Below are 22,069 nucleotides of genomic sequence, written 5' to 3'. Positions count from 1 at the left end.
TTTAGTGGCTGAAACAAAAAAGGGAGCATTCGCTCCCTTTTAAGAATAATTCAGGATTATCCCTGCATCTGTCTCTCTTTCATCTCTGCAAGAGTTTTACAGTCGATGCAAAGGTCTGCTGTCGGACGCGCTTCCAGACGACGAACGCCAATTTCAACACCGCATGATTCACAGAAGCCAAAGTCATCTTCTTCAATCTTAAGCAGTGTTTTCTCAATCTTCTTAATCAGGCGACGTTCACGGTCACGGTTGCGAAGTTCAAGGCTGAACTCCTCTTCCTGAGACGCACGGTCAACAGGATCCGGGAAGTTTGCTGCTTCGTCCTGCATATGGTGCACAGTACGCTCAACTTCGTCCATAAGTTGATTACGCCAAGCTTCTAAAATCTTAGTAAAATGAGCCATTTGCTCTGGTGACATATACTCTTCACCAGCCTTCTCTTGGTATGGCTCCACTCCTGCAATGGCTAGGATGCCTAGCGCTTTTTTCTTTTCTGGCATACCTCATCTCCTACATACACCAATAATCAGCTGATAAGCAGCTAATTTTAAGGCGGGTATTTTTAGCAGAAAGAAAAGCTGGAAGCAAATACAGAAATTTTCTATTTGCTTTCAGTGTGAAGATCCCATCATTTTTCACAGTTAGTCAATAAACTCAACTGCTTCAACAAGACGAATCTCACTTTCTGATAACTCGGCTTTATAGCAGAGTATCTCAACACCAACTTCTTTTGCTTGTTTTAGTAATTGTGAATAAGTTGCATCTATATGGTGTGCAACGGATACTTTTTCAATCCCTGAATGTAAAACCGTAAACAAAAGTACAGCCCTGCTCCCAGAATTGACCATTTCTGTGAGTTCACGCAGATGCTTCTGGCCTCTGGTGGTGACGGCATCGGGAAAATAACCCAGCCCGGGACGCTCTTGATTTTCTTCGAGCAAAGTCACGCTTTTCACTTCAATATAGCACGGAGTTCTGTTTTCGGAATCAAGATAGATATCAATTCGACTATTTTCACTGCCATATTTGACCTCTGTCCGCAGATTATCGTATCCGGCCAGTTCAACGATGGTTCCGTTATTGATCCCTTCAACGGCTAACTGGTTTGCTCTCTGGGTGTTAACACAGATTTTGTCGCCATTTTGGGTCTGGCTTAATTCCCAGCTATGGGGGTATTTTCGTTTCGGGTTATCTGATGTTGAGTACCAGACAGTATTCCCTGCATCGGCACAACCTGTCATTGCCCCGGTATTGGCGCAATGTATGGTGGTTTGTTCTCCGTCTGTTAGTTCTATATCGGCAAGAAATCGTTTATAGCGCTTAATCAGAGTGGCGCTTTTTAGCTCTGGGTCAAATCTCATCTTTACTGTTTATCCAGTCTCTTTACAATCTGCTTATTTTCTTTAAATTGAAGGCTCTGCTCCATTCTACAGGCTAAGGTTTCCCATTGTCACAACTTCCCATTGAATCTGTTATCACCCCGCTACTGGAAAAGCTGCAGAACAATCAGCAATTAATCCTGAAAGCCCCACCCGGAGCCGGTAAGTCTACTTTATTGCCCCTGACGCTTTTAGGTCAGAACTGGATAAAGGGAAAAATAGTGATGCTGGAGCCGAGAAGGCTGGCAGCGAAAAACATTGCCGCTTATCTGGCCGGGCAGTTAGGTGAGAAAGTGGGCGGACAGGTGGGGTATCGTATCCGGGGCGAAAGCAGGGTGAGTGCCGATACCAAGTTAGAGATTGTTACGGAAGGTATTCTGACACGGATGATTCAGTCGCAACCGGAACTGGACGGTATTGACCTGCTGATCTTCGATGAGTTTCATGAGCGTAGTCTGCATGCCGATTGTGCTCTGGCATTTAGTCTGGAAGTGCAGGAGGCCTTGAGAGATGACCTTAAACTTCTGGTGATGTCAGCGACACTGGATCAGCAAGCCCTTCAGACACTGCTTCCTCAGGCGGCTTATATTGAGTCCCACGGAAGAAGTTATCCCGTTGAGCATAGATACGCACCGTTAAGAACCAATGAAAGAGTTGCTGACGCAATATACCGTAAAGTGTCTTCTGTTGTTGAAAACGAACAAGGCTCAATACTGGTGTTTCTACCGGGAGTAGCTCTGATTAAGCAGTTATCTCAGCGTTTAGAGGGCATTGCCGCAGATGTTGATATCTGCCCCCTATACGGGCAACTGGACTTTGCTGAGCAACAAAAGGCGATCGCACCTACTGTTAACGGCAAACGTAAAATTGTATTGGCGACCAATATTGCTGAAACCTCTCTGACTATTGAGGGGATCCGGGTTGTTATTGATTCAGGACTGGAACGTGTTGCCAGATTTGATTTAAACAGTGGCGTCACCCGTTTAGAAGAGGTGCGTATAGCGCAGTCATCGGCAGAGCAGAGAGCCGGACGGGCAGGACGCCTTGAAGAGGGGATCTGTGTCAGAATGTACAGTCAGGAGCAACTCAAGCAGCAGGCTAAGGTGCCTCAGGCTGAGATTTTACGCTCCGATCTCTCTTCTCTCTGTCTGGAGTTGTCGCAGTGGGGATCGACCGATGTACAAGCTCTGGCGTGGCTGGACACCCCTCCTTCAGCGGCTGTTGAACAAGGCTATCAACTGCTGAGCAGACTAGGTATTACGACGGCTGAGAAAACACTAACCGCAGCCGGAAAAGAGATGTCCGCTTCCGGTCTGGAACCGAGAATGGCGGCCATGCTGCATCACGCGGCGGCGACTAAGCAAAAAATGCTTATCAGCTGTGCATTGGCGCTGGTAGCTCTTATTGAAGAAACCGGCCATCAATATCTGGATATTGCTCAGGGAATCTATCTTGTTAAATCGGCAAGGCATAACAAGCAGAGAGTTCTGGAGAAACGCATCAAGACACTAGCAGCCCGTTTCAGGTTTAGCTTTGATAAGACCGATATTGCTGAACAGGCTATCGGAGTCTGCCTTGCCATGGCATACCCGGACAGAGTTGCCCAGAACCGTGGCAAACATTCCGGCCAATTTGTTCTGGCTAACGGACACGGTGCCTTTATTTCAACCGAAGAGCCTTTGTCCGCTTCTGCCTATATTGTGGCTGTGGAGCTAATGCGCTCTCAGCAACAGGCGAGCCGGATTTTTCTGGCTGCAGAATTGGATATCCAACAGCTTCAGCAGCAACTTCCGCAACTCTTTACTCAGGTTGAGAAGGTAGACTGGAATGAAGAAAAAGGGCGCTTGGTTGCAGAGTCACAATCTTGTCTCGGTAAACTGATTGTAAGCAGAGAAGCTCTGCCTGAACCGGATAAGAGCAAGCTGAATCAGGCTTTACTCACTTATATCCGCAGAAAAGGACTGAAGTCCCTTAACTGGAGTAGTGCAAGTGACGCCTTACTTAATAGATATCGTTGCGCTGCTGAATGGTTCCCGGAAAAACAGTGGCCGCCTCTGGACAAAGAAGGATTACTGGACAATCTGGAACAGTGGCTTGAGCCCTTTATGACGGGGGTAACTAGTGTTAAGTCGATGCAAAAAATTGATCTGCAGACGGCATTGAGTGCTTATATCGGCTGGCAGTTAGGGCAGGAGATCGATGCTCTGTTACCGACTCATTATCAGCTGCCGACTGGCAGCCGGAAAAGAATTGATTATCAGCCGGGAAAAGAGCCGAAACTTTCGGTGAAGATGCAGGAAGTGTTTGGAGAGCAGGCATCACCACTTATTGCCAACGGAACTAAGAAGATTGTTCTTGAACTACTCTCTCCGGCTCAAAGGCCATTGCAGATAACCTCAGATTTGGCTGCTTTCTGGCAGGGAGCTTATAAAGAGGTTCAGAAAGAGATGAAAGGGCGCTACCCTAAGCATGTCTGGCCCGATGACCCGGCTAATCATATTGCGACAACTAAAACAAAACGACAGTTAAAAAATGACAAATAAAAAACCTTCAGCCCCTAAAAAAAACAGCCGGAAAGCGGCAACCACGCCTAAAAGAAAGACGGCAAAAGGGGCGGGTAAGAAAAAAGCGACCAGAGGCCGCAAGGGCAAACCGGGCCTGTTGCGTCGCTTATGGGGTTTTAGCTGGAAGTTGTCACTGGCGGTAGTTGCGTTACTGATTTTTATCGGTATTTATCTGGACTCCGTTGTAAGAGCCCGGTTTAATGGTCAGATTTTCGATCTGCCGACGGTCGTTTATGCCCGTGTTTTGGATCTTTATCCGGGCAAAGAGATCAGTATTCACGAAATGTGTCAGGAGCTGGACGTACTCAACTATCGTAAGGTGAGTAAGCCGCGTCACCCTGGCGAGTACTCCTCTTCATCTACTAAAATCGAATTAATCCGTCGCCCGTTTGAGTTTGAAGACGGGCCGCAGCCCGATCGTCATGTGATGCTCTACTTCGATAATCTTGGTCTGAACCGCATCTCCTCACTGGAGAAGAAAAGCGATATGGGTTACCTGCGCATCGAACCTAAGATGCTGGGAATGCTTGAGAAAGAGGTCGATCAGACCCGTCTGTTCCTCAAGCGGGAGCAGTTCCCAGAGTTTCTAGTCGATGCTTTGCTGACAACGGAAGACAGAGATTTTTATCAGCATGACGGGGTTTCCCCCACTTCTATCCTCAGGGCGCTGGTGGCCAATATCAAAGCAGGCCGTACGGTTCAGGGAGGAAGTACTCTGACACAACAGCTGGCAAAGAATCTGTTTTTATCACGGGAAAAAACCTTATGGCGCAAGATCCGTGAGGCTTATATTGCCCTTATTGTGGACTACCGCTACGACAAAGACCGTATTCTGGAAGCTTACCTGAATGAAGTTTATCTGGGGCAGGCGAAAGGTCTGGCCGTTCACGGCTTTGGTCTGGCTGCCCGTTTTTATTTTGGCGTTCCACTGCAGGAGCTGAGATTCGATCAACTGGCTCTGTTAGTAGGTATGGTTAAAGGCCCCTCTTATTACAACCCAATCCGATACCCTGAAAGGGCGAAAGAGAGACGGGATCTGGTTCTCAGGCTGATGATGCAGCAGGAGATATTGTCAGGCACTCAATATGATCAGGCGGTTAGTCGCGACCTTGATATTCAGAAAGAACCTAAAATTGCCAGCCGTCAGCCAGCCTATTTTCAGCAACTGAAAAATGAGCTGAGAAACCGGGTAGGTGAGAATTTTGACAACTTTAAAGGATTGCGCCTGTTTACTACTTTGGATCCTGTTTCTCAGCAGTTGATGGAAAAAGCCGTTTCCAGAAAAGTTGCTCAGCTAGAAAAAACAAACGGAAAAGGGCTTGAGGCAGCAGCAGTAGCCGTTGACCGGCAGACAGGTGAGATCCGCGCTATGGTGGGCGGCAAACAGGTAGGCTATGACGGCTTTAACCGGGCGTTACATGCCAGCCGGCCGATAGGCTCTTTAGTAAAACCTGCTGTTTATCTGACGGCGCTTTCTGATCCTGCCCGGTATAATCTGGCGACTACTCTGAACGATCAACCGATAAAGCTGAAGGGAAGTAAAGGAAGTGTCTGGCAGCCACAGAATTTTGATAAAAAGTTCCGTGGTGAGGTGCCTCTGTACAAAGCCCTTGCTTACTCTCTGAATATTCCAACGGTACGTCTTGGCATGCAATTGGGCATTCCAAGGGTATCAAATACCCTGGATGCCCTCGGGGTGGACAGAAATGAGATTCGCCCTGTACCGGCGATGTTTCTGGGGGCGTTTTCTCTGTCACCGTTTCAGGTCTCCCAGATGTTCCAGACCCTGACTAACTCAGGTAAGAAAGCGCAACTGTCGGCTCTTCGGGTGGTAAAAGATCTGGACGATAACACCCTATATCAGTTTATCCCTAAGATGAGTGCGACAGTCGATGAACAGGCAGCCTGGCTGACAACTTATGCGATGAAGAGAGCCGTTGCTGAGGGAACCGGACGTTATCTTCAGGGAAAATATGGCTGGGCGGCACTGGCCGGAAAAACAGGCACCAGTAATGACAGCCGGGATAGCTGGTTTGTCGGTGTCGATGGTCGGGAAGTGGTGACTATCTGGGTTGGCAGGGACGATAACAAACCGACTAAATTAACCGGTTCAAGTGGAGCATTAAGGGTCTATGCTGACTATCTGAATGAGCGGGTTCCTCAGCGACTATCTTTGCCGTGGCCGAAAGGTGTCAGTACTTTTGGCTTTAAAAAGAGCAGCAGTGGTGCATTTGAACTGGACTGCACTAACAAATTTACGTTACCCGTATGGGACAAAAACGGCAAGATGCGTAAAACGTGTGATTCGTCAGGGACTAACTGGTTAAAAAAACTATTTAATTAAGTAAGATAAATGCAAAGTCCCTAAAGAATAAGGATATTGAATGAAAGTCATTCGTTCCGCCATTAAGCTGCTGGTAATGAGTTGCCTGCTTTTTCCTGCTGTAGTGTCAGCAGAGAGTCTGGCATCAGCAAAAGAGAGCAATGAGGCAGAAGCGGTCAAACCGTCTCGGCCTGTTATCGCGGTAGTGCTAGCTGGTGGTGGTGCGAAAGGAGCAGCTCATATTGGTGTGCTGAAAGCCCTTGAAGAGATGCATATACCAGTAGATATAGTTACTGGTACCAGCATGGGAGCGTATGTCGGCGGGCTCTATGCGACCGGCATGAGTGCGGACGAAATTGAATCCTTAATTTACACCACTAACTGGAATGACGGTTATAAAGACAGAGTTAACCGAAGTGAAAGAAGGGTGAGAGATAAGGCTTATGAAGATTACTATCAGATAAACACGGATCTGGGTCTGAATTGGAGTGAAATTCGCTCCCCTAAAGGGATAGTGCAGGGGCAGGGTATGATGCAGATCCTTAGGGAGACGTCCGGAAACCACCCCTCTTTCAAATCTTTTGATGAGCTTCCCTTAAGGTATCGGGCTGTGGCAACGGACATTGTTCATCTGGAAGAAGTGATTATTGATAAAGGGCTGCTGACCGATGCCATGATGGCAAGTATGTCAGTACCCGGAGCGCTTCCTCCTTATCCTCTGGACGGTAAACTGCTGGTCGATGGTGGTGTCACCAACAATATGCCGGTGGATCTAGCCAAACAGATGGGCGCTGACTTTGTCATTGCCGTTGATATCAGTACCGATTATTTAGATGAAGACGATGTTACCGATATGATGACGGTAGCGGGACAGATCTCTAACTATCTGGTTCGACGTACAACCAACGAGCAGACGGATCAGCTGTCAGAGCAGGATACCTTGCTGCTGCCTGCCGTCGGTGATATGGAAACCACTGAGTTTGATAAAATGCCACAGGCCTTCCAGTGGGGATATCAGGAAGCAATTAAACAGAAAGAAAAGCTTAAGCGTTATTCTGTTTCTTCTGCTCAGTATCAGAACTATATCGATCAGAAACAAGATGCACGCCGTACGCTGAAACACGGCGATGAGCTGGTGGTTGATAATATCGTGCTAAACAACCACTCCCACTATAGAAGCGATTTAGTACTCAAGCGTTTAGGGGTTGAGTCAGGCAGCCGTGTTTCTACAGAGCAACTGGAAGCAAGTGTCCGTAACCTGTATGCGTTAGATCGTTTTGAAACTGTCTCCTACCATTTTGAAAATGTAGATGATGAGACCCACCTTATTTTTAATGTCAAAGAGAAAGAGTGGGGTCCCAACTATGTTAATTTCCGCTTCTTTCTTGAAGAGGACTTTGAGTCTGACAGTCAGTATGCCATTGGTGTGTCAACCAACTTTACCGGTCTGAATAGTCTTGGTGCCGAACTAAAACTTAATGTCGAACTGGGTACAGACCGGCAGATATCTGCTAACTGGTCTTCACCATTTTTTAGTAACCAGTATCTGCTCAATATTGTTGATATCAGCTACAGCAAGGATAAGAAAAACAGTCCGGTAGACGGGCTGGGATCAGAAACCAGTCTGGAGATGGCAGACAATTCATTATCTACTACTTATACCGAGTTTAGCGGCGAAGCTGCTTTGGGGTTTCAGCCTCACTTATGGCAGGAGTTTCGCGCTGGTGTCCGCTATGTAGACGGAAGTGTTGGTCTGACAACCGCTCCTGCGTTCGGAAAAGCGAGTTATATAAGAAAGGGGGCCTTTGCCCGCTACCGTCTTGATACCCTTGATGATTTTAGCCTGCCGACTAAAGGGGTGATGTTTAACGCTGAATACTTTATTTCTGATGACTCAGTGCAGGGCTCTGCAATCATTGATGGTCAAGTCACTCAGGTACAGCAATTTAAAGATGATCTGGTTCATGAGATCTCCCTGTCAGCCCGGGGGGCATACAGTATGGAAAGTCATACTCTGGTCGGCCATATGGAGTATGGGGCTGTGGAAGATAAAACCTCCAATAACCCGGCTATCGACCCTAAGGAACTTGGTGGTTTTCTCAGGTTGTCAGGCATTCCGCGAAACAGTCTGGTCGGGCAGAACCTGTTCTTTAGCAGTCTGGTGTACCGGTATCGCTGGTTTGAAAACGACTTTGGTCTGTTTACTGCACCGGTTTATCTTGGTGCTTCGTACGAATATGGCGGGGTCTGGAACGATACTAAAGTGAAAATTAAGGATGCTCCCTTGTACCATGCCGGCTCTCTGTTTGCAGGAATCGCCTCACCAATCGGGCCGATTGTGTTTGCATTGGGTAAAACGGAAGGAAACAGGAATTCTGCCTATTTAATTCTTGGCCATACATTTTAGTCTAATTTAGATTCACAAAACTTATAAAATTCATAGTGATATATATTCCATACATTACAACTTTAGTCGTAAGTTGATATGTTGGTCAAATTGGATGGATTTTAATTTTTAGTTAAATTTGCTATTCTCTTGGCACAGTTTGGCCCCTAGCCGCTGTCGTTTTATTAATTCTTTTCTAAATAATAATCTGCGGCAGGAAGCCAAGTTTTCCAAGGATGTTCACTCTCAGCCAGAGAGTGGACCGCAATGAGAGGAATAAGTCGTGCTTGAAGCCTATCGAAAACACGTCGAAGAACGTGCAGTGGAAGGAGTTGTCGCAAAACCACTGGATGCAGAACAAGTAGCTGCATTAATAGAGCTTGTAAAAAATCCACCTAAAGGTGAAGAAGAGTTTATTCTTGACCTGTTAGAAAACCGAATCCCGCCAGGCGTTGATGAAGCAGCTTATGTTAAAGCTGGCTTTCTGACAGCTGTTGCAAAAGGTGAAGCGACTTCACCGCTTGTAAGTAAAGAGAAAGCGGTAAAGCTTCTCGGTACTATGCAGGGCGGATATAATATCGAGCCACTCATCTCACTGCTCGATGATGAAGAACTTGCACCTATCTCTGCAGAAGCATTGTCTCATACCCTACTAATGTTTGATGCCTTCTATGATGTGGAAGAGAAAGCTAAAGCTGGTAATCAGTACGCTAAGCAAGTACTTAACTCATGGGCTGAAGCAGAATGGTTCTTATCTAAACCTGAACTTAAAGAGAAGATCACTTTAACCGTATTTAAGGTTACCGGTGAAACCAACACCGATGATCTTTCTCCGGCACCGGATGCATGGTCTCGCCCTGATATTCCGCTGCACGCACTTGCTATGCTGAAGAACGAGCGTGACGGTATTGCACCTGATCAGGCCGGCACTATCGGCCCTGTTAAGCAGATTGAGCAGTTGAAAGAGAAAGGCCATCAACTGGTTTATGTTGGTGATGTTGTCGGTACTGGTTCTTCACGTAAATCAGCGACCAACTCAGTGCTTTGGTTTATGGGTGATGATATCCCGAATGTGCCAAACAAACGCGCTGGTGGTTATGTACTTGGCGGTAAGATTGCCCCTATCTTCTTTAACACCATGGAAGATGCCGGTGCACTGCCTATCGAAGTTGATGTTTCTAAACTGAACATGGGTGACGTGATTGATGTTTACCCTTACGAAGGTAAGGTAAAAAATCATGAGACTGATGAAGTTCTTGCCGAGTTTGGTCTGAAGACAGACGTACTGATTGATGAAGTTCGCGCTGGTGGCCGTATTCCGTTGATCATCGGCCGTGGTCTGACAGACCGTGCCCGTGAAGCATTAGGACTGGAGCCGTCTGACGTGTTCCGTCGTCCTGTTGCCGTTGAAGATACGGGTGCAGGCTATACTCTTGCTCAGAAGATGGTTGGTAAAGCTTGTGGTGTAGAAGGTATCCGTCCGGGAACCTACTGTGAGCCTAAGATGACTACCGTTGGTTCTCAGGACACAACAGGGCCGATGACCCGTGATGAACTGAAAGATCTGGCGTGTCTGGGCTTCTCAGCTGATCTGGTGATGCAGTCGTTCTGTCACACCTCCGCATACCCTAAACCTGTAGATGTAAACACACACCATACCCTGCCTGATTTTATTATGAATCGCGCCGGTGTTTCCCTTCGTCCGGGAGATGGTGTTATTCACTCCTGGCTAAACAGAATGCTGCTGCCTGATACCGTTGGTACCGGTGGTGACTCACATACCCGCTTCCCGCTGGGTATCTCCTTCCCGGCAGGTTCCGGTCTGGTTGCCTTTGCGGCGGCAACGGGTGTGATGCCTCTGGATATGCCTGAATCTATTCTGGTTCGCTTTAAAGGTGAGATGCAGCCGGGTATCACTCTGCGTGATCTTGTTCATGCCATCCCTTATTACGGTATTAAGCAAGGTCTGCTTACGGTTGAAAAAGCAGGTAAGATCAATGAGTTCTCAGGTCGTGTACTTGAGATTGAAGGTGTTGAGCACCTGACGGTTGAGCAGGCATTTGAGCTTTCAGATGCATCAGCTGAGCGTTCTGCTGCGGGCTGTACTGTGAAACTGTCTCAGGAGTCTATCGAAGAGTACCTGAACTCCAACATTGTGATGCTGAAGTGGATGATCTCAGAAGGCTACGGTGATGTACGTACACTTGAGCGTCGTATTAAGTCGATGCAGGAGTGGCTGGCAAATCCTGAACTGATGGAAGCAGACAGCGATGCAGAGTACGCTCACGTAATCGAAATCGATCTTGCTGATGTTAAAGAGCCGATTCTTTGTGCACCGAATGATCCTGATGATGCCCGTCTTCTGTCTGATGTTCAGGGTACGGAAATTCAGGAAGTGTTTATCGGTTCTTGTATGACTAACATTGGTCACTTCCGTGCGGCAGGTAAACTGCTGGAGAACTACGCTGGTCAGTTAGATACGCGCCTGTGGATTGCTCCTCCGACTAAGATGGATAAGGATCAGCTCACTGAAGAAGGCTACTACGGTATCTTTGGCCGTGCCGGTGTACGTATTGAAACTCCGGGATGTTCACTATGTATGGGTAACCAGGCCCGTGTGGCGGATAAGTCTACGGTTATCTCTACATCAACCCGTAACTTCCCGAACCGTTTAGGTACTGGCGCTAATGTTTACCTTGCTTCAGCAGAGCTTGCCTCTGTAGGTGCTATTTTGGGTAAGATTCCGACTAAGGAAGAGTATCTGGAGTACGCTAAGCAGATTGATGCAACCGCTTCTGACACCTATCGCTATCTGAACTTCCATAAAATGGGTCAGTATACAGAGAAAGCTGATACGGTAATCTTTCAGGAACCGGCATAAGCTTCTGACATAAAGTGATAAACTTGTTAAACCCACTCGAAATGAGTGGGTTTTTTTATCTGCTGCCGGTGCAAAATAGGGCGTTATTCCTTGACGGGATGTTAACTTGTGCTAAGTCTTAATATTGAGACAGAAAAAAAACTAACTGACTCGATAATGTAGGGTTTGGATTGTACATCTTGTGATACTAATATTAATAAGAGATGACTTGCTTATAAGACTCTTCATGTACAAATGTAAATAATAAATAAAAGGATCTTTCATGGGTACTCAATTCCGAATGGATTCTGTTCCGGGTTCTCTTGTGGTGGTCGGTGGCGCGCATGAGCCTTGGTTATCTGTTTTAGAACAAGCTGGCTGGAAGTGCCAGAAGTGTGGAGATTTACGTAAGGCTGATGCACTACTCAATGAAATTGGCCCTTGTATTGGTATTGTCGATTTAAGTCAGGATGAGTTTAGCCTGAACGGTATTGCTAATCTGGTAAGTCGTTATAAGCATGTCCGCTGGCTGGCGTTTATCCGCGAGTCTCAACTCGGGTCAGATACCATCTGCCAGTTTATCGTTAATTTCTGTATCGACTTTTTTACGGCTCCGATCCCTGATGCTCAGCTAAAGAGCACCATAGGTCACCAGTTGGGCATGCTTAAACTGGAGAGAAAGGTGTGGCCAAACTATGGTTGCACCAAAGATATGGGCTTGGCTGGTGAGTCTGTTTCCATGAAGCGGCTCAGGGAGCAGGTAAAACGCATTGGTTCAACGGATGTCAGTATTCTGATCTACGGCGAAAACGGCGCAGGTAAAGAGAGTGTCGCTAAAGCGATTCATAATATGTCAGCCCGTTCTAAAGAAGCTTTTGTTACGGTCAATTGCGGAGCTTTATCTGAGTTTCGCATGGAGCAGGAGCTGTTTGGTATCGGTGATGAACTGGATAGCCCTTGTTTTCTTGAGAAGGCAAACGGTGGAACCCTTTATCTGAACGATATTCTGACTATGCCCCGTTCACAGCAGAGAAATCTGCTGAGGTTTATGCAGGAAGGAAAAATAGAAACGGATAACGGCAGCCTTGATCTGGATGTGCGCATACTGGCTGCATACAGTTCTGATATAGAAAAAGCGTTGGCAGACAAAGATTTTAATGAAGAGCTGTACCACTATATTAATGTGCTCAGAATCAATGTTCCCAGCCTGAAAGAGAGAGCAGGCGATATTGCTATACTGGCACGTCGCTTTTTGCAGGAGTACTCCAAAGAGTACAACGCTCAGGCAAAGGATTTTTCCGATAAGGCCCTGAAAGCGCTAACTCAATACCATTGGCCGGGTAATGTAAGAGAGCTGATGAATCAGGTTAAGCGAGCGGTGCTTATGTCTGACGATGCGATTATTGAGCTTGCCCAGCTTGATCTGCCTCAGGTGATTAATGGACGAAGAAGTCTTAAAAGCATCAGAGAGAATTCGGAAAAAGATGCCCTTATTCTGGTTCTGGAGTCTCACGACGGTCAGGTTTCACCTGCTGCAAAAGAGTTAGGCGTATCCAGAGCGACTATGTATCGTCTGTTGAATAAACATAACCTTATTACTGACTCTGTATAACCAGACTATATTTACACGGGCAGACATATTCTGCCCGTATTGTCTTTCTCACATATAGCAACCAATTGTTTTTAAAACTATTTAATTCTTAGTTTATTCTTTTCAATTTCAGGTTGGTTAGTGTTTAACCATAGCTTTTTTCGCTGAATTTCATATTTGTCTGAATAAACGGTTGCATAATAAAACCATCTGACTACAATTTAACCGTGAATCAAATTTCACACATTTCTTTAATAGGATTAATTAGTTAGACAGGAGGCACAAGATGAAAAATTTCACCTTTAATCATGTGATCTGTGCGCCTGTATCTGCTGTAACCCAGACTAGATCTGCTTTGAATATGGCTGGTCTGCGTACAGAGAGTTCTGATATCTAATTAGTCCGTATCCTGAAAGGCTGCGGAAAATGGCAGCTGAATAGGGAAGTTTCATCCCCATAATATTATCCTCAGATGTCATTTTTCCGGCTAAATTAACTCAAACCGGAGAACCAACATGAGTCACTCTATTTATCTAAAACTTGCAGTAATTTTTGTAAAAGCCGATCTACGCAGAGAAGAAAAACTTTGGAAGCAAAGTGTCCGAAGAGCGGTATACGATATTCCATGGCAAAACAAGCACCTGTTAAAAGATATCGGTCTGGAAAGCGATGGTCAGACTATCGGCTTCTCTCAGCCGGATCATATTGTTGCTGAGCGCCGTGTTCGTCACCTTCGCCGTGTATTCCGCTCTAGACTGGTTACTTAGCTTAAGGGGGAAGTGAGTACTTCCCCCGCAGAAAATTTTCATATTAAAGGGCTGCAGTTTTGACTGCAGCCTTGTTGATTTAGATTTCGGATTAGGGGCAAGGATTTGAGTACTGCTGACCGATCTTCTCTATCTCCTGCAACAGCTCATTGCTTAACTCAATCTCGATACTGTCAATATTCGCCTGAAGCTGTTTCATGCTTGTAGCCCCAATAATATTGGAAGCAACAAATGGCCTTTGGTTAACAAAAGCGAGCGCCATCTGAGCCGGTTCAATGGAAAACTGGTTAGCAAGGTCTACATAAGCTTGCGTCGCTTTTATCCCTTGTGGAGTAAAGTAACGGGCAAAACGCTGCCATTTGGTACAGCGGGCCCCTTCCGGCCATTGGTTATTCAGATATTTACCGGACAAGCAGCCAAATGCCATGGGGGAATAAGCCAGAAGCTGTACGCCTTCATAGTGGGCAACTTCGGACAGACCAACTTCAAAGCTTCTGTTTAGCAAGTTATAAGGGTTCTGAATGGAAACCATTCTTGGCAGATCATGTTTTTCTGCCAGTTGCAGAAACTTCATTACTCCCCATGGAGTTTCATTAGACAGTCCTATGTAACGAACTTTTCCCTGCCTTACCAGTTCTGCCAGCGCTTCCAATGTTTCAATAAGGGTGACCTCCTCCTGTTTGTCAGGATAGGGGTAGTTGAGTTGACCAAAGTAGTTGGTTTCCCGCTGTGGCCAGTGGAGCTGATAAAGGTCAACATAGTCTGTTTTTAGCCGGTTAAGGCTGTCATCAATGGCGGTATGAATATGTCTACGGTTCAGGCTCATATCCGGGCGGATATGGGGAACATTCCTCGGGCCTGCGACTTTAGTCGCAATTATCACTTTTTCCCGTTTGGCGCTTTTTGCCAGCCAGTTGCCGATAAACTGTTCCGTTTTGCCCTGAGTTTTTGCTACCGGCGGAACCGGGTACATCTCTGCTGTATCAATAAAATTAACGCCTCTTTCCAGAGAATAGTCAATTTGATCAAAGGCTTCCGCCTGGCTATTCTGTTCGCCAAAAGTCATGGTGCCCAGACAGATCTTACTAATCTCAAGGCTGGAGTTAGGCAGGGTTTGATACTTCATTACACATCCTTGTTTCACTGTTTTTTATTTAATATACATAAGAAATCGACCTTAGTGGAATTATAAAAAGCCAAACTCTGGACTAAGCTTAGAGTGAAAGGAGGAGTGCCTATGCAAAAAATCCAACTTGATCACTGGCTAAATGCCGGTTACCACGAAAAACAGGTTCAGCCGAAACTGTATGTTATCAGCTGTGAAGACCTTTCAGATTATTTATTGGCAGTGGAGTACAAACATAAGCTGGAGCCCATCTATAAGAATGATGAACTGATCCACTACGCTTCCCTTGAGCAGATTAAAGATGAACTGAGCCGGTTAGGTGTCGAATCTGTTTATTTACGTTTACATAATACCGATGATGAGTTCGGAGCACCTGACGGAACCATCCCTTATCACGATATTGAGCTCTCTTTAAAGACTCACTAACAGGTGTTTTGCCAGAATCTCAGCGGTAAACTGAGTCCTGAGATAGAAGCCACGGGGTAAGGTTTTAATTGGTTTGCCTGATGCTCCATAAGCTTCTGTAACGGCTTTGCTGTTTGCCGCTTTTGGCCGAAGCTGCATAACCTCACCGTGTCGGGCGGTGATCTTCTCTACCTGACCCAAAACAATCAGCTCCATTAACTCTTCCCAGTCATTTTTCAGGGCAAGCTCTTCCTGTTCGGACGGTGACCATAAAATAGGCGTACCCACCCGCCGATCCGCTAATGGGATCTCTCTTTCACCTTCTACCGGAATCCACAGAACTCTGGACAGTTTTTGTCTGACATGGCTCTGTTGCCAGGTAAGTCCCTGTACACCGGTAAGGGGAGCGACACAGACAAAGGTGGTTTCCAGCGGTTTGCCGCTATGGCTGACCGGAATACTTTTTAGCTCAATGCCAAGATCAACGAAATCTTGCTGAGGTTTACTGCCTGCGGTGGCGCCCAAGTGCCATTCAAGAAGCTGACCAACCCAGCCTTTATCCCGCTTAAGGTTTTCAGGAACAGAGATCCCGGCTTCATCGGCCAGTTCCTGAAAAGAGAACCCGGCAATGGCCATCGCTCTCTGAAATAGTTCGGTTTCGGTTTTCGGCTGAGGTTTCATCACTGTTTTCATTATGTTTGCTGTCGTCCGGGCTGGGGATTATAACAAATATGCTGATCGGTTTGCTTTAGCTTGTTGTAGATGCAGATCATTCTGTTGATTTAATGATCACGCGTCAACTTATCCACAGGAGAAAATTGAGAACAACAAATTAAGTGAGTGCTGGATCAATTAACAGTATTTTTAAACCGATAAAACAGTTGAAAAAAAAGCAAAAAAATGAAACTAAGAACAGATAGTGTGGATAACAAGGTGGCTGATGGATCTTTAACCGATCTAAAGCTAGTTAAAGATCATACTAATTTTTCAGTTTGTGCATTGTGAGTGATCTTTTTTATTTTGTTGTTATATAAGGGTATTTTGTGCTTTTGACAATTGGGAAAGAAAAAGTGCTGACTAGTAATTGGTCATTTTTTTCTGATGTTATTAGATTCTTCACACAGTTATTCACAGAAAAGGTGAATAAATTTGTGAGCTAGATTCGGTTTGTGTTGATAAGTCGTAAATAGCGCAAAAGTTATCCAAACAGTACCTTTCAGCAAATAAATATCTCGTAAATTAGACATGTTCATTTGCGACAACTGGGGATATGTGGAAAAATCATGCCAAGAAAAATTTATTAGAGGTCGACCAGTGATCGACGGCGATGGTTACCGCTTAAATGTGGGAATTGTAATATGTAACAACCATGGTCAGGTTTTCTGGGCTAAACGATACGGTCAACATTCATGGCAGTTTCCTCAGGGAGGAATTGATGAAGGCGAAACCGCAGAGCAAGCGATGTTTCGTGAACTGTATGAAGAAGTTGGTCTTACTAAGCAGGATGTGACAATAGTTGCAACGAGCAGGCATTGGCTAAGGTATCGCCTGCCAAAACGGTTGGTTCGTTGGGACTCAAAACCTGTATGTATCGGGCAAAAACAGAAATGGTTTTTATTGCGTCTGGATAGTGACGAATCGAAAGTTAATATGCAGCGTGGTAAAACCCCTGAATTTGATGGTTGGCGTTGGGTGAGCTATTGGTACCCAGTCAGACAGGTTGTCTCTTTTAAAAGAGACGTTTATCGAAGAGCGATGAAAGAGTTTGCATCTTTAGCTATGCCATTTAAGGAGCGGAAGATAAAAGGTAAACGAAAAAACCGTAGAGGATAGCCATGCTCACTCAACTAAGGGACATAGTTGAAAAAGTCTCAAGGCTTGATGATGTTCATCAGGCCTTGAAGCTTTTAGTTGAAGAAACCTGCAAGGCTGTGCAGACTGACTGTTGCACCGTTTATCTGGCAAATGATGAGAAAAAGCGTCTTGAGCTTATGGCAACTCAAGGGTTGCAGCTTAAGAAAAAACACTTCTTTATAAAATATCAGGATGGCTTAGTCGGACTTGTACGCCGTAATGCTGAACCTCTCAACTTAGCAGAAGCCTCCAAACACCCAAGCTTTAAGTTATTCCCTCAGTTAGGCGAAGCAGTCTATAACTCCTTCTTAGGCACTCCGATTATTCATCGTAAACAAGTCTTGGGCGTATTGGTGATTCAGCAGAAAACCCCGCGCTTGTTTAATGAGATGGAAGAGTCATTTCTTGTTACGCTGGCCGCTCAGATCGCGGTTATTATTGCCCATGCTCAGGCTCAGGGGCAGTGGCTTCTGAATAAGAAGAGGACGGAGGTCTTTTCAGGCATTGCTGCCTCTCCGGGCGTGGCTGTGGGTAAGTTCTGGTGGGATAACACCCAGCCTGAGTTATCCGATGTCTATCCTGCTTCTACCCTTGATATTGACAGGGAACAAGAGTGGCTGATGCTGGCGATAGAGAGTGCGATTGCCGATTTCAGGCGAATGCGCAAAAAGCTGGATAGCGAGCTGAACAAGGATGCTCTGGCAATATTTGATCTCTTTACTCACCTGCTAAACGATCCTATGTTGCGTGCCGATCTGAAAGAGCAGATTAATCAGGGGGACAGAGCAGACTGGGCACTGCGTCAGGTAGTGGAGAGTTACTCTAACCGTTTTGCTCAAATGTCAGATGTCTATATGCGGGAACGGGCTCAGGATATTAGGGAACTTGGTCAGAGGCTGCTTTACTTTCTGCATAATTCAGAAGTAGGTGTGGTTGAGCTGGATCAGCCAGTCATTCTGGTGGTCAGGGAATTGACGGCTTCTATCCTTGCCGGTGTAGATAAAGAGAAATTGCTGGCGGTGATCTCCCTTGAAGGGGCGGCTAACTCCCATGCTGCAATTCTCTCCAGAGCACTTGGTATTCCGGCTATTATGGGAGCGACTTTTACCCCGGAGTCCATTCATAACCGAAAGGGAATAGTGAATGGCTATAGTGGTGAGATTTTAGTTGAGCCGGGTAAGCAGCTACTGAAGGAGTATATAAGCCTTCAGAAAGAAGAGTTTCAGTTATCTCAATTAGTTGAGGGTGAACTTACTCAGGAAGCAAGAACAAAAGATGACTGTCAGATCGAGATTCTGCTTAATGCCGGCCTGAGTGCCGATTCCAATATCGCCATTAACAAAGGTGTAGACGGAGTAGGTCTGTACCGGACTGAAATCGCTTTTTTGCTGCAACACAGATTTCCTTCCGAAGAGGAACAGGTGGCTCGTTACCGAAGTATTCTGTCCAGTTACCCCGATAAGAAGGTTGTGATGCGGACTCTGGATATTGGCGGAGATAAACCGCTTCCGTATCTGCCGATAGAAGAGGATAATCCGTTTCTGGGCTGGCGGGGGATCCGCTTTACCCTTGATCACCCTGATATTTTTCTGATTCAGTTAAGGGCAATGCTCAAGGCCAGCATTGGCAAAGATAATTTGCGTATACTGCTGCCTATGGTTGCCAGTTGTCAGGAGCTGGATGATGCCCTTACTTTGGTTGAGCAGGCCTATCAGGAAGTAAAAGGGTTTGAAGAGAAGGTGATAAAACCAGAAGTCGGGGTTATGGTGGAAGTGCCGTCAATGCTCTATCTGCTTCCTTTGATAGCGGATAAGGTGGACTTCGTCTCAGTTGGTAGTAATGACTTAACCCAGTATCTTCTGGCGGTTGATCGTAATAATGCCCGTGTTGCTGATATCTATGAATCTATTCACCCTGCGGTTATTATGGCGCTGAAACAGATTCAGCAGACGTGTCAGCAATACAAGCTCCCCGTTAGCGTGTGTGGTGAGCTGGCCGGCGACCCTATCGGAGCTTTGCTACTGGTCGGGTTGGGGTATCGCTCCTTAAGTATGAACACATCAAACGTTGCCAGAGTGAAATACCTGTTGAGAAAAGTGGACTCACGACAGCTGGAAGCGTTATCTTCTTCGGCTCTTACACAACCCTACAGCCGTGAAACATACAATACGATGCTGGAATATCTGGAAAGCAATCAGCTTGCCGGTTTTGTCCGGGCAGGAAATAAATAGAGGCTATTTTGAATTACGAACTTTTGTTGTCATTACTTTTCCTTGGTGGTTTTGTCGGGGTAATGGCAGGTTTATTGGGTATTGGCGGAGGCTTAATCGTGGTTCCGGCATTGCTGTTTTTATTGCCGAAAGCGGGCATCACTGCTGATATCGTTATGCACCTTGCATTGGCTACCTCCCTTGCCTCAATTATTATCACCTCAGGTTCGTCGGCATTAAACCATCTGAAACTGGGTAATGTCAGTGTTTATGTGATTAAGTGGTTGTTACCCGGGGTGGTGATCGGAGGGCTTTTAGGTTCTTATGTTACCGAGCTGATACCGGTAGATTTATTGCCTAAAGTATTTGGCTTTATAGTGCTTTTTCTGGCGTTGCAGATGTTGTTATCAGTCAAATCCCAGAAAATCAGAAGCATGCCTTCTCCTTCAGTGACCGCCTGTTCAGGGTGCGTTATTGGCGTTATCTCTACTCTGGCCGGAATTGGCGGAGGTTCTCTTACGGTTCCTTATCTGAGCCGTTATGGCGTAGAGATGCGCAGAGCTATAGGTTCATCTTCTGTATGTGGTTGTGTTATTGCTATTTCGGGAATGGCTGGCTTTATCTGGCACGGAACCGGAGCAGAGAATCTGCCTGAGTACAGTATCGGTTATGTCTATGTACCTGCGCTGCTGGCGATTGTATCAACTTCCATGTTTACCACTAAAATCGGTGCGCGCTTAGCGACAAACCTGCCGACGGCTCAACTGAAGAAAGTGTTTGCCGTTTTCCTGCTGTTTATCGCCGGAAGAATGCTGCTTTCTTAGCTTGGTTGGGGAATTTATACTGATTTTTCAGGTCTGTACTAATTCTGAGTTTAATTTTTTCTTCCACCTGCAGAACAGAGATATAGCAGGTGTTGACCCCTGATTAGAGAGTTTTATATGTCTCAAGGCTTTATTGAGTTTCCGCAGATTGATCCGATTCTGGTATCAATTGGTCCCTTGTCTGTGCGTTGGTACGGTTTAATGTATCTGTTCGGTTTTCTGTTTGCTATCTGGTTAGCGAACAAACGGGCAGATAAGGCAAACAGCGGGTGGACCAGAGAACAGGTTTCTGATTTGCTGTTTCTTGGATTTTTAGGCGTTGTTGTTGGTGGCCGGGTCGGCTATGTACTGTTTTATCAGTTTGGACTGTTTCTGGATGACCCTCTGTATCTGTTTAAGGTCTGGACCGGCGGCATGTCCTTCCATGGTGGTCTGCTTGGCGTAATCTCGGCCATGGCTTGGTATGCCTATAAAAACGGTCGTACCTTCTTTAATGTTGCTGACTTTATTGCTCCGCTGGTGCCTTTTGGTCTGGGATTAGGAAGACTTGGCAACTTTATGAATGATGAGTTATGGGGGCGGGTAACCGATGTGTCATGGGCGGTGCTGTTCCCTAGTGGTGGTTATCTGCCGCGTCACCCTTCGCAGCTGTACGAATTTGCCCTGGAAGGGGTACTACTGTTTATTATCCTGAATATCTATATCAAAAAACCAAGGCCGGCAGGTGCTGTATCAGGGTTATTCCTGCTTGGGTATGGTACTTTCCGTTTTATCGTAGAGTATTTCAGAGAGCCGGATGAGCATCTGGGCTTGTTTGGTGACTTTATTTCTATGGGACAGATCTTGTCATCTCCTATGATTATTCTGGGTATTCTGATGATGGTATGGGCATATAAGACAAATAAATCAGGGGTGAAACAGTGAAACAGTATTTAGATTTATGTCAGCGGATTGTTGATCAGGGAGTCTGGGTGGAGAATGAACGCACCGGAAAACGCTGCTTAACTGTAATCAATGCCGATCTTTGCTATGACGTGGCAAGTAATCAGTTTCCTCTGGTGACAACCCGGAAAAGCTTCTGGAAAGCCGCCGTCGCTGAACTGTTAGGTTATATACGCGGTTATGACAATGCGGAAGATTTCAGAAAACTGGGCACTAAAACCTGGGATGCGAATGCGAACCTGAATCAGGCATGGCTGAATAATCCTCATCGTAAGGGTGAAGATGATATGGGGCGTGTATACGGTGTTCAGGGGCGCGCTTGGAGCAAGCCTGATGGTGGCTCAGTTGACCAGCTTAGACAAATCGTCGATGACCTGACAGTAGGAATTGATAACCGTGGTGAGATCCTTAACTTCTATAACCCAGGTGAATTTCACATGGGCTGTCTGCGCCCCTGTATGTACAGTCACCACTTTTCTCTGTTAGGTGATACTCTCTATCTGAATAGCACTCAACGCTCTTGTGACGTCCCTCTGGGGCTGAATTTTAATATGGTTCAGGTTTATGTCTTTCTGGCACTGATGGCGCAGATCACAGGTAAGAAAGCGGGAGTGGCCTACCACAAGATTGTAAATGCCCATATTTATGAAGATCAGCTTGAGTTAATGCGGGATGTTCAGTTAAAGCGTGAGCCGTTGGCTCCTGCTCAGTTTAAAATTAACCCGGATATAAAGAGTCTCGAAGATCTGGAAACATGGGTGACTCTGGATGACTTTGAAGTAACGGGTTATGAATGTCACGATGCTATCAAATACCCATTCTCTGTATAAAAACTTTC

At 46.0% G+C, this 22,069-nt stretch carries 16 protein-coding genes; 12 read left to right on the top strand and 4 right to left on the bottom strand.

The genetic code is table 11. The features are described from left to right. Positions 1 to 56: 56 nt before the first annotated feature. Positions 57 to 500 (bottom strand): RNA polymerase-binding protein DksA, encoded by a 444-nt coding sequence (dksA, locus tag PK654_RS12855; RefSeq protein ID WP_271696168.1) that lies wholly within the window; start codon positions 498 to 500, stop codon positions 57 to 59. 141 nt (positions 501 to 641) lie between these two features. After that, positions 642 to 1,361 carry a DNA/RNA nuclease SfsA gene (gene sfsA, locus PK654_RS12850; RefSeq protein WP_271696167.1) on the bottom strand — a complete coding sequence of 240 codons (720 nt, stop codon included), beginning with the start codon at positions 1,359 to 1,361 and terminating at the stop codon, positions 642 to 644. Between the two features lie 86 nt (positions 1,362 to 1,447). Here sfsA and hrpB point away from each other — a divergent pair, with 86 nt between their 5' ends. From hrpB to PK654_RS12820, 6 genes are all read left to right on the top strand, one after another. Then, a complete protein-coding gene (gene hrpB / locus PK654_RS12845) occupies positions 1,448 to 3,922 on the top strand; it encodes an ATP-dependent helicase HrpB (protein ID WP_271696166.1) in 2,475 nt (824 codons plus the stop codon). Further along, a complete protein-coding gene (gene mrcB / locus PK654_RS12840) occupies positions 3,912 to 6,287 on the top strand; it encodes a penicillin-binding protein 1B (RefSeq protein WP_271696165.1) in 2,376 nt (791 codons plus the stop codon). Before hrpB ends, mrcB begins: the two co-directional genes overlap by 11 nt. Before the next feature lie 76 nt (positions 6,288 to 6,363). After that, on the top strand, positions 6,364 to 8,673 hold the full coding sequence (locus PK654_RS12835) for a patatin-like phospholipase family protein (RefSeq protein WP_271698879.1): 2,310 nt from the start codon (positions 6,364 to 6,366) through the stop codon (positions 8,671 to 8,673). A 262-nt stretch (positions 8,674 to 8,935) separates the two neighbouring features. Continuing rightward, on the top strand, positions 8,936 to 11,533 hold the full coding sequence (gene acnB, locus PK654_RS12830) for a bifunctional aconitate hydratase 2/2-methylisocitrate dehydratase (protein ID WP_271696164.1): 2,598 nt from the start codon (positions 8,936 to 8,938) through the stop codon (positions 11,531 to 11,533). 262 nt (positions 11,534 to 11,795) lie between these two features. Further along, a complete protein-coding gene (gene vpsR / locus PK654_RS12825) occupies positions 11,796 to 13,124 on the top strand; it encodes a cyclic-di-GMP-binding transcriptional regulator VpsR (RefSeq protein ID WP_271696163.1) in 1,329 nt (442 codons plus the stop codon). Positions 13,125 to 13,618: 494 nt separating this feature from the next. Continuing rightward, positions 13,619 to 13,870 (top strand): DUF1127 domain-containing protein, encoded by a 252-nt coding sequence (locus PK654_RS12820; protein ID WP_271696162.1) that lies wholly within the window; start codon positions 13,619 to 13,621, stop codon positions 13,868 to 13,870. A 91-nt stretch (positions 13,871 to 13,961) separates the two neighbouring features. On the opposite strand, the gene PK654_RS12815 is transcribed toward PK654_RS12820, so the two are convergent. Further along, positions 13,962 to 14,996, bottom strand: a complete 1,035-nt coding sequence (locus PK654_RS12815) for an NADP(H)-dependent aldo-keto reductase (protein WP_271696161.1) — start codon at positions 14,994 to 14,996, stop codon at positions 13,962 to 13,964. Between the two features lie 111 nt (positions 14,997 to 15,107). Between PK654_RS12815 and PK654_RS12810 the strand changes: the two genes are divergently transcribed. Further along, on the top strand, positions 15,108 to 15,422 hold the full coding sequence (locus PK654_RS12810; protein ID WP_271696160.1) for a DUF6482 family protein: 315 nt from the start codon (positions 15,108 to 15,110) through the stop codon (positions 15,420 to 15,422). Here PK654_RS12810 and mutH read toward each other — a convergent pair. After that, positions 15,408 to 16,082, bottom strand: coding sequence for a DNA mismatch repair endonuclease MutH (mutH, locus tag PK654_RS12805; RefSeq protein ID WP_271698877.1), 675 nt, complete (start codon positions 16,080 to 16,082; stop codon positions 15,408 to 15,410). The genes PK654_RS12810 and mutH overlap by 15 nt on opposite strands. 633 nt (positions 16,083 to 16,715) lie before the next feature. On the opposite strand from mutH, the gene rppH reads away from it, so the two are divergent. The 5 genes from rppH (at position 16,716) to PK654_RS12780 (ending at position 22,061) form a co-directional block, all read left to right on the top strand. Beyond that, positions 16,716 to 17,234, top strand: coding sequence for an RNA pyrophosphohydrolase (gene rppH, locus PK654_RS12800; RefSeq protein WP_271696159.1), 519 nt, complete (start codon positions 16,716 to 16,718; stop codon positions 17,232 to 17,234). 2 nt (positions 17,235 to 17,236) lie between these two features. Beyond that, on the top strand, positions 17,237 to 19,486 hold the full coding sequence (gene ptsP, locus PK654_RS12795; RefSeq protein ID WP_271696158.1) for a phosphoenolpyruvate--protein phosphotransferase: 2,250 nt from the start codon (positions 17,237 to 17,239) through the stop codon (positions 19,484 to 19,486). Between the two features lie 8 nt (positions 19,487 to 19,494). Next, positions 19,495 to 20,289, top strand: coding sequence for a sulfite exporter TauE/SafE family protein (locus PK654_RS12790; protein WP_271696157.1), 795 nt, complete (start codon positions 19,495 to 19,497; stop codon positions 20,287 to 20,289). A gap of 117 nt (positions 20,290 to 20,406) precedes the next feature. Then, positions 20,407 to 21,213 (top strand): prolipoprotein diacylglyceryl transferase, encoded by an 807-nt coding sequence (gene lgt, locus PK654_RS12785; protein WP_271696156.1) that lies wholly within the window; start codon positions 20,407 to 20,409, stop codon positions 21,211 to 21,213. Beyond that, entirely contained in the window at positions 21,210 to 22,061 is an 852-nt protein-coding gene (locus PK654_RS12780; protein WP_271696155.1) for a thymidylate synthase, read from the top strand. The genes lgt and PK654_RS12780 overlap by 4 nt, the downstream gene beginning before the upstream one ends. Positions 22,062 to 22,069 lie beyond the last annotated feature (8 nt).

The sequence above is a fragment of the Vibrio sp. SCSIO 43137 genome (assembly GCF_028201475.1).
Classification (GTDB): domain Bacteria; phylum Pseudomonadota; class Gammaproteobacteria; order Enterobacterales; family Vibrionaceae; genus Vibrio.
The sequence above is the reverse complement of the archived record's forward strand: the minus strand, read 5'-3'. Positions and strand labels throughout refer to the sequence as shown.

Bases quoted from the DNA above. Each gene is read 5' to 3' on its own strand.
- dksA (WP_271696168.1), bottom strand. From the start codon at position 500: ATGCCAGAAAAGAAAAAAGCGCTAGGCATCCTAGCCATTGCAGGAGTG.
- sfsA (WP_271696167.1), bottom strand. From the start codon at position 1,361: ATGAGATTTGACCCAGAGCTAAAAAGCGCCACTCTGATTAAGCGCTAT.
- mrcB (WP_271696165.1), top strand. From the start codon at position 3,912: ATGACAAATAAAAAACCTTCAGCCCCTAAAAAAAACAGCCGGAAAGCG.
- PK654_RS12835 (WP_271698879.1), top strand. From the start codon at position 6,364: ATGAGTTGCCTGCTTTTTCCTGCTGTAGTGTCAGCAGAGAGTCTGGCA.
- vpsR (WP_271696163.1), top strand. From the start codon at position 11,796: ATGGGTACTCAATTCCGAATGGATTCTGTTCCGGGTTCTCTTGTGGTG.
- PK654_RS12820 (WP_271696162.1), top strand. From the start codon at position 13,619: ATGAGTCACTCTATTTATCTAAAACTTGCAGTAATTTTTGTAAAAGCC.
- PK654_RS12815 (WP_271696161.1), bottom strand. From the start codon at position 14,996: ATGAAGTATCAAACCCTGCCTAACTCCAGCCTTGAGATTAGTAAGATC.
- PK654_RS12810 (WP_271696160.1), top strand. From the start codon at position 15,108: ATGCAAAAAATCCAACTTGATCACTGGCTAAATGCCGGTTACCACGAA.
- mutH (WP_271698877.1), bottom strand. From the start codon at position 16,082: ATGAAACCTCAGCCGAAAACCGAAACCGAACTATTTCAGAGAGCGATG.
- ptsP (WP_271696158.1), top strand. From the start codon at position 17,237: ATGCTCACTCAACTAAGGGACATAGTTGAAAAAGTCTCAAGGCTTGAT.
- lgt (WP_271696156.1), top strand. From the start codon at position 20,407: ATGTCTCAAGGCTTTATTGAGTTTCCGCAGATTGATCCGATTCTGGTA.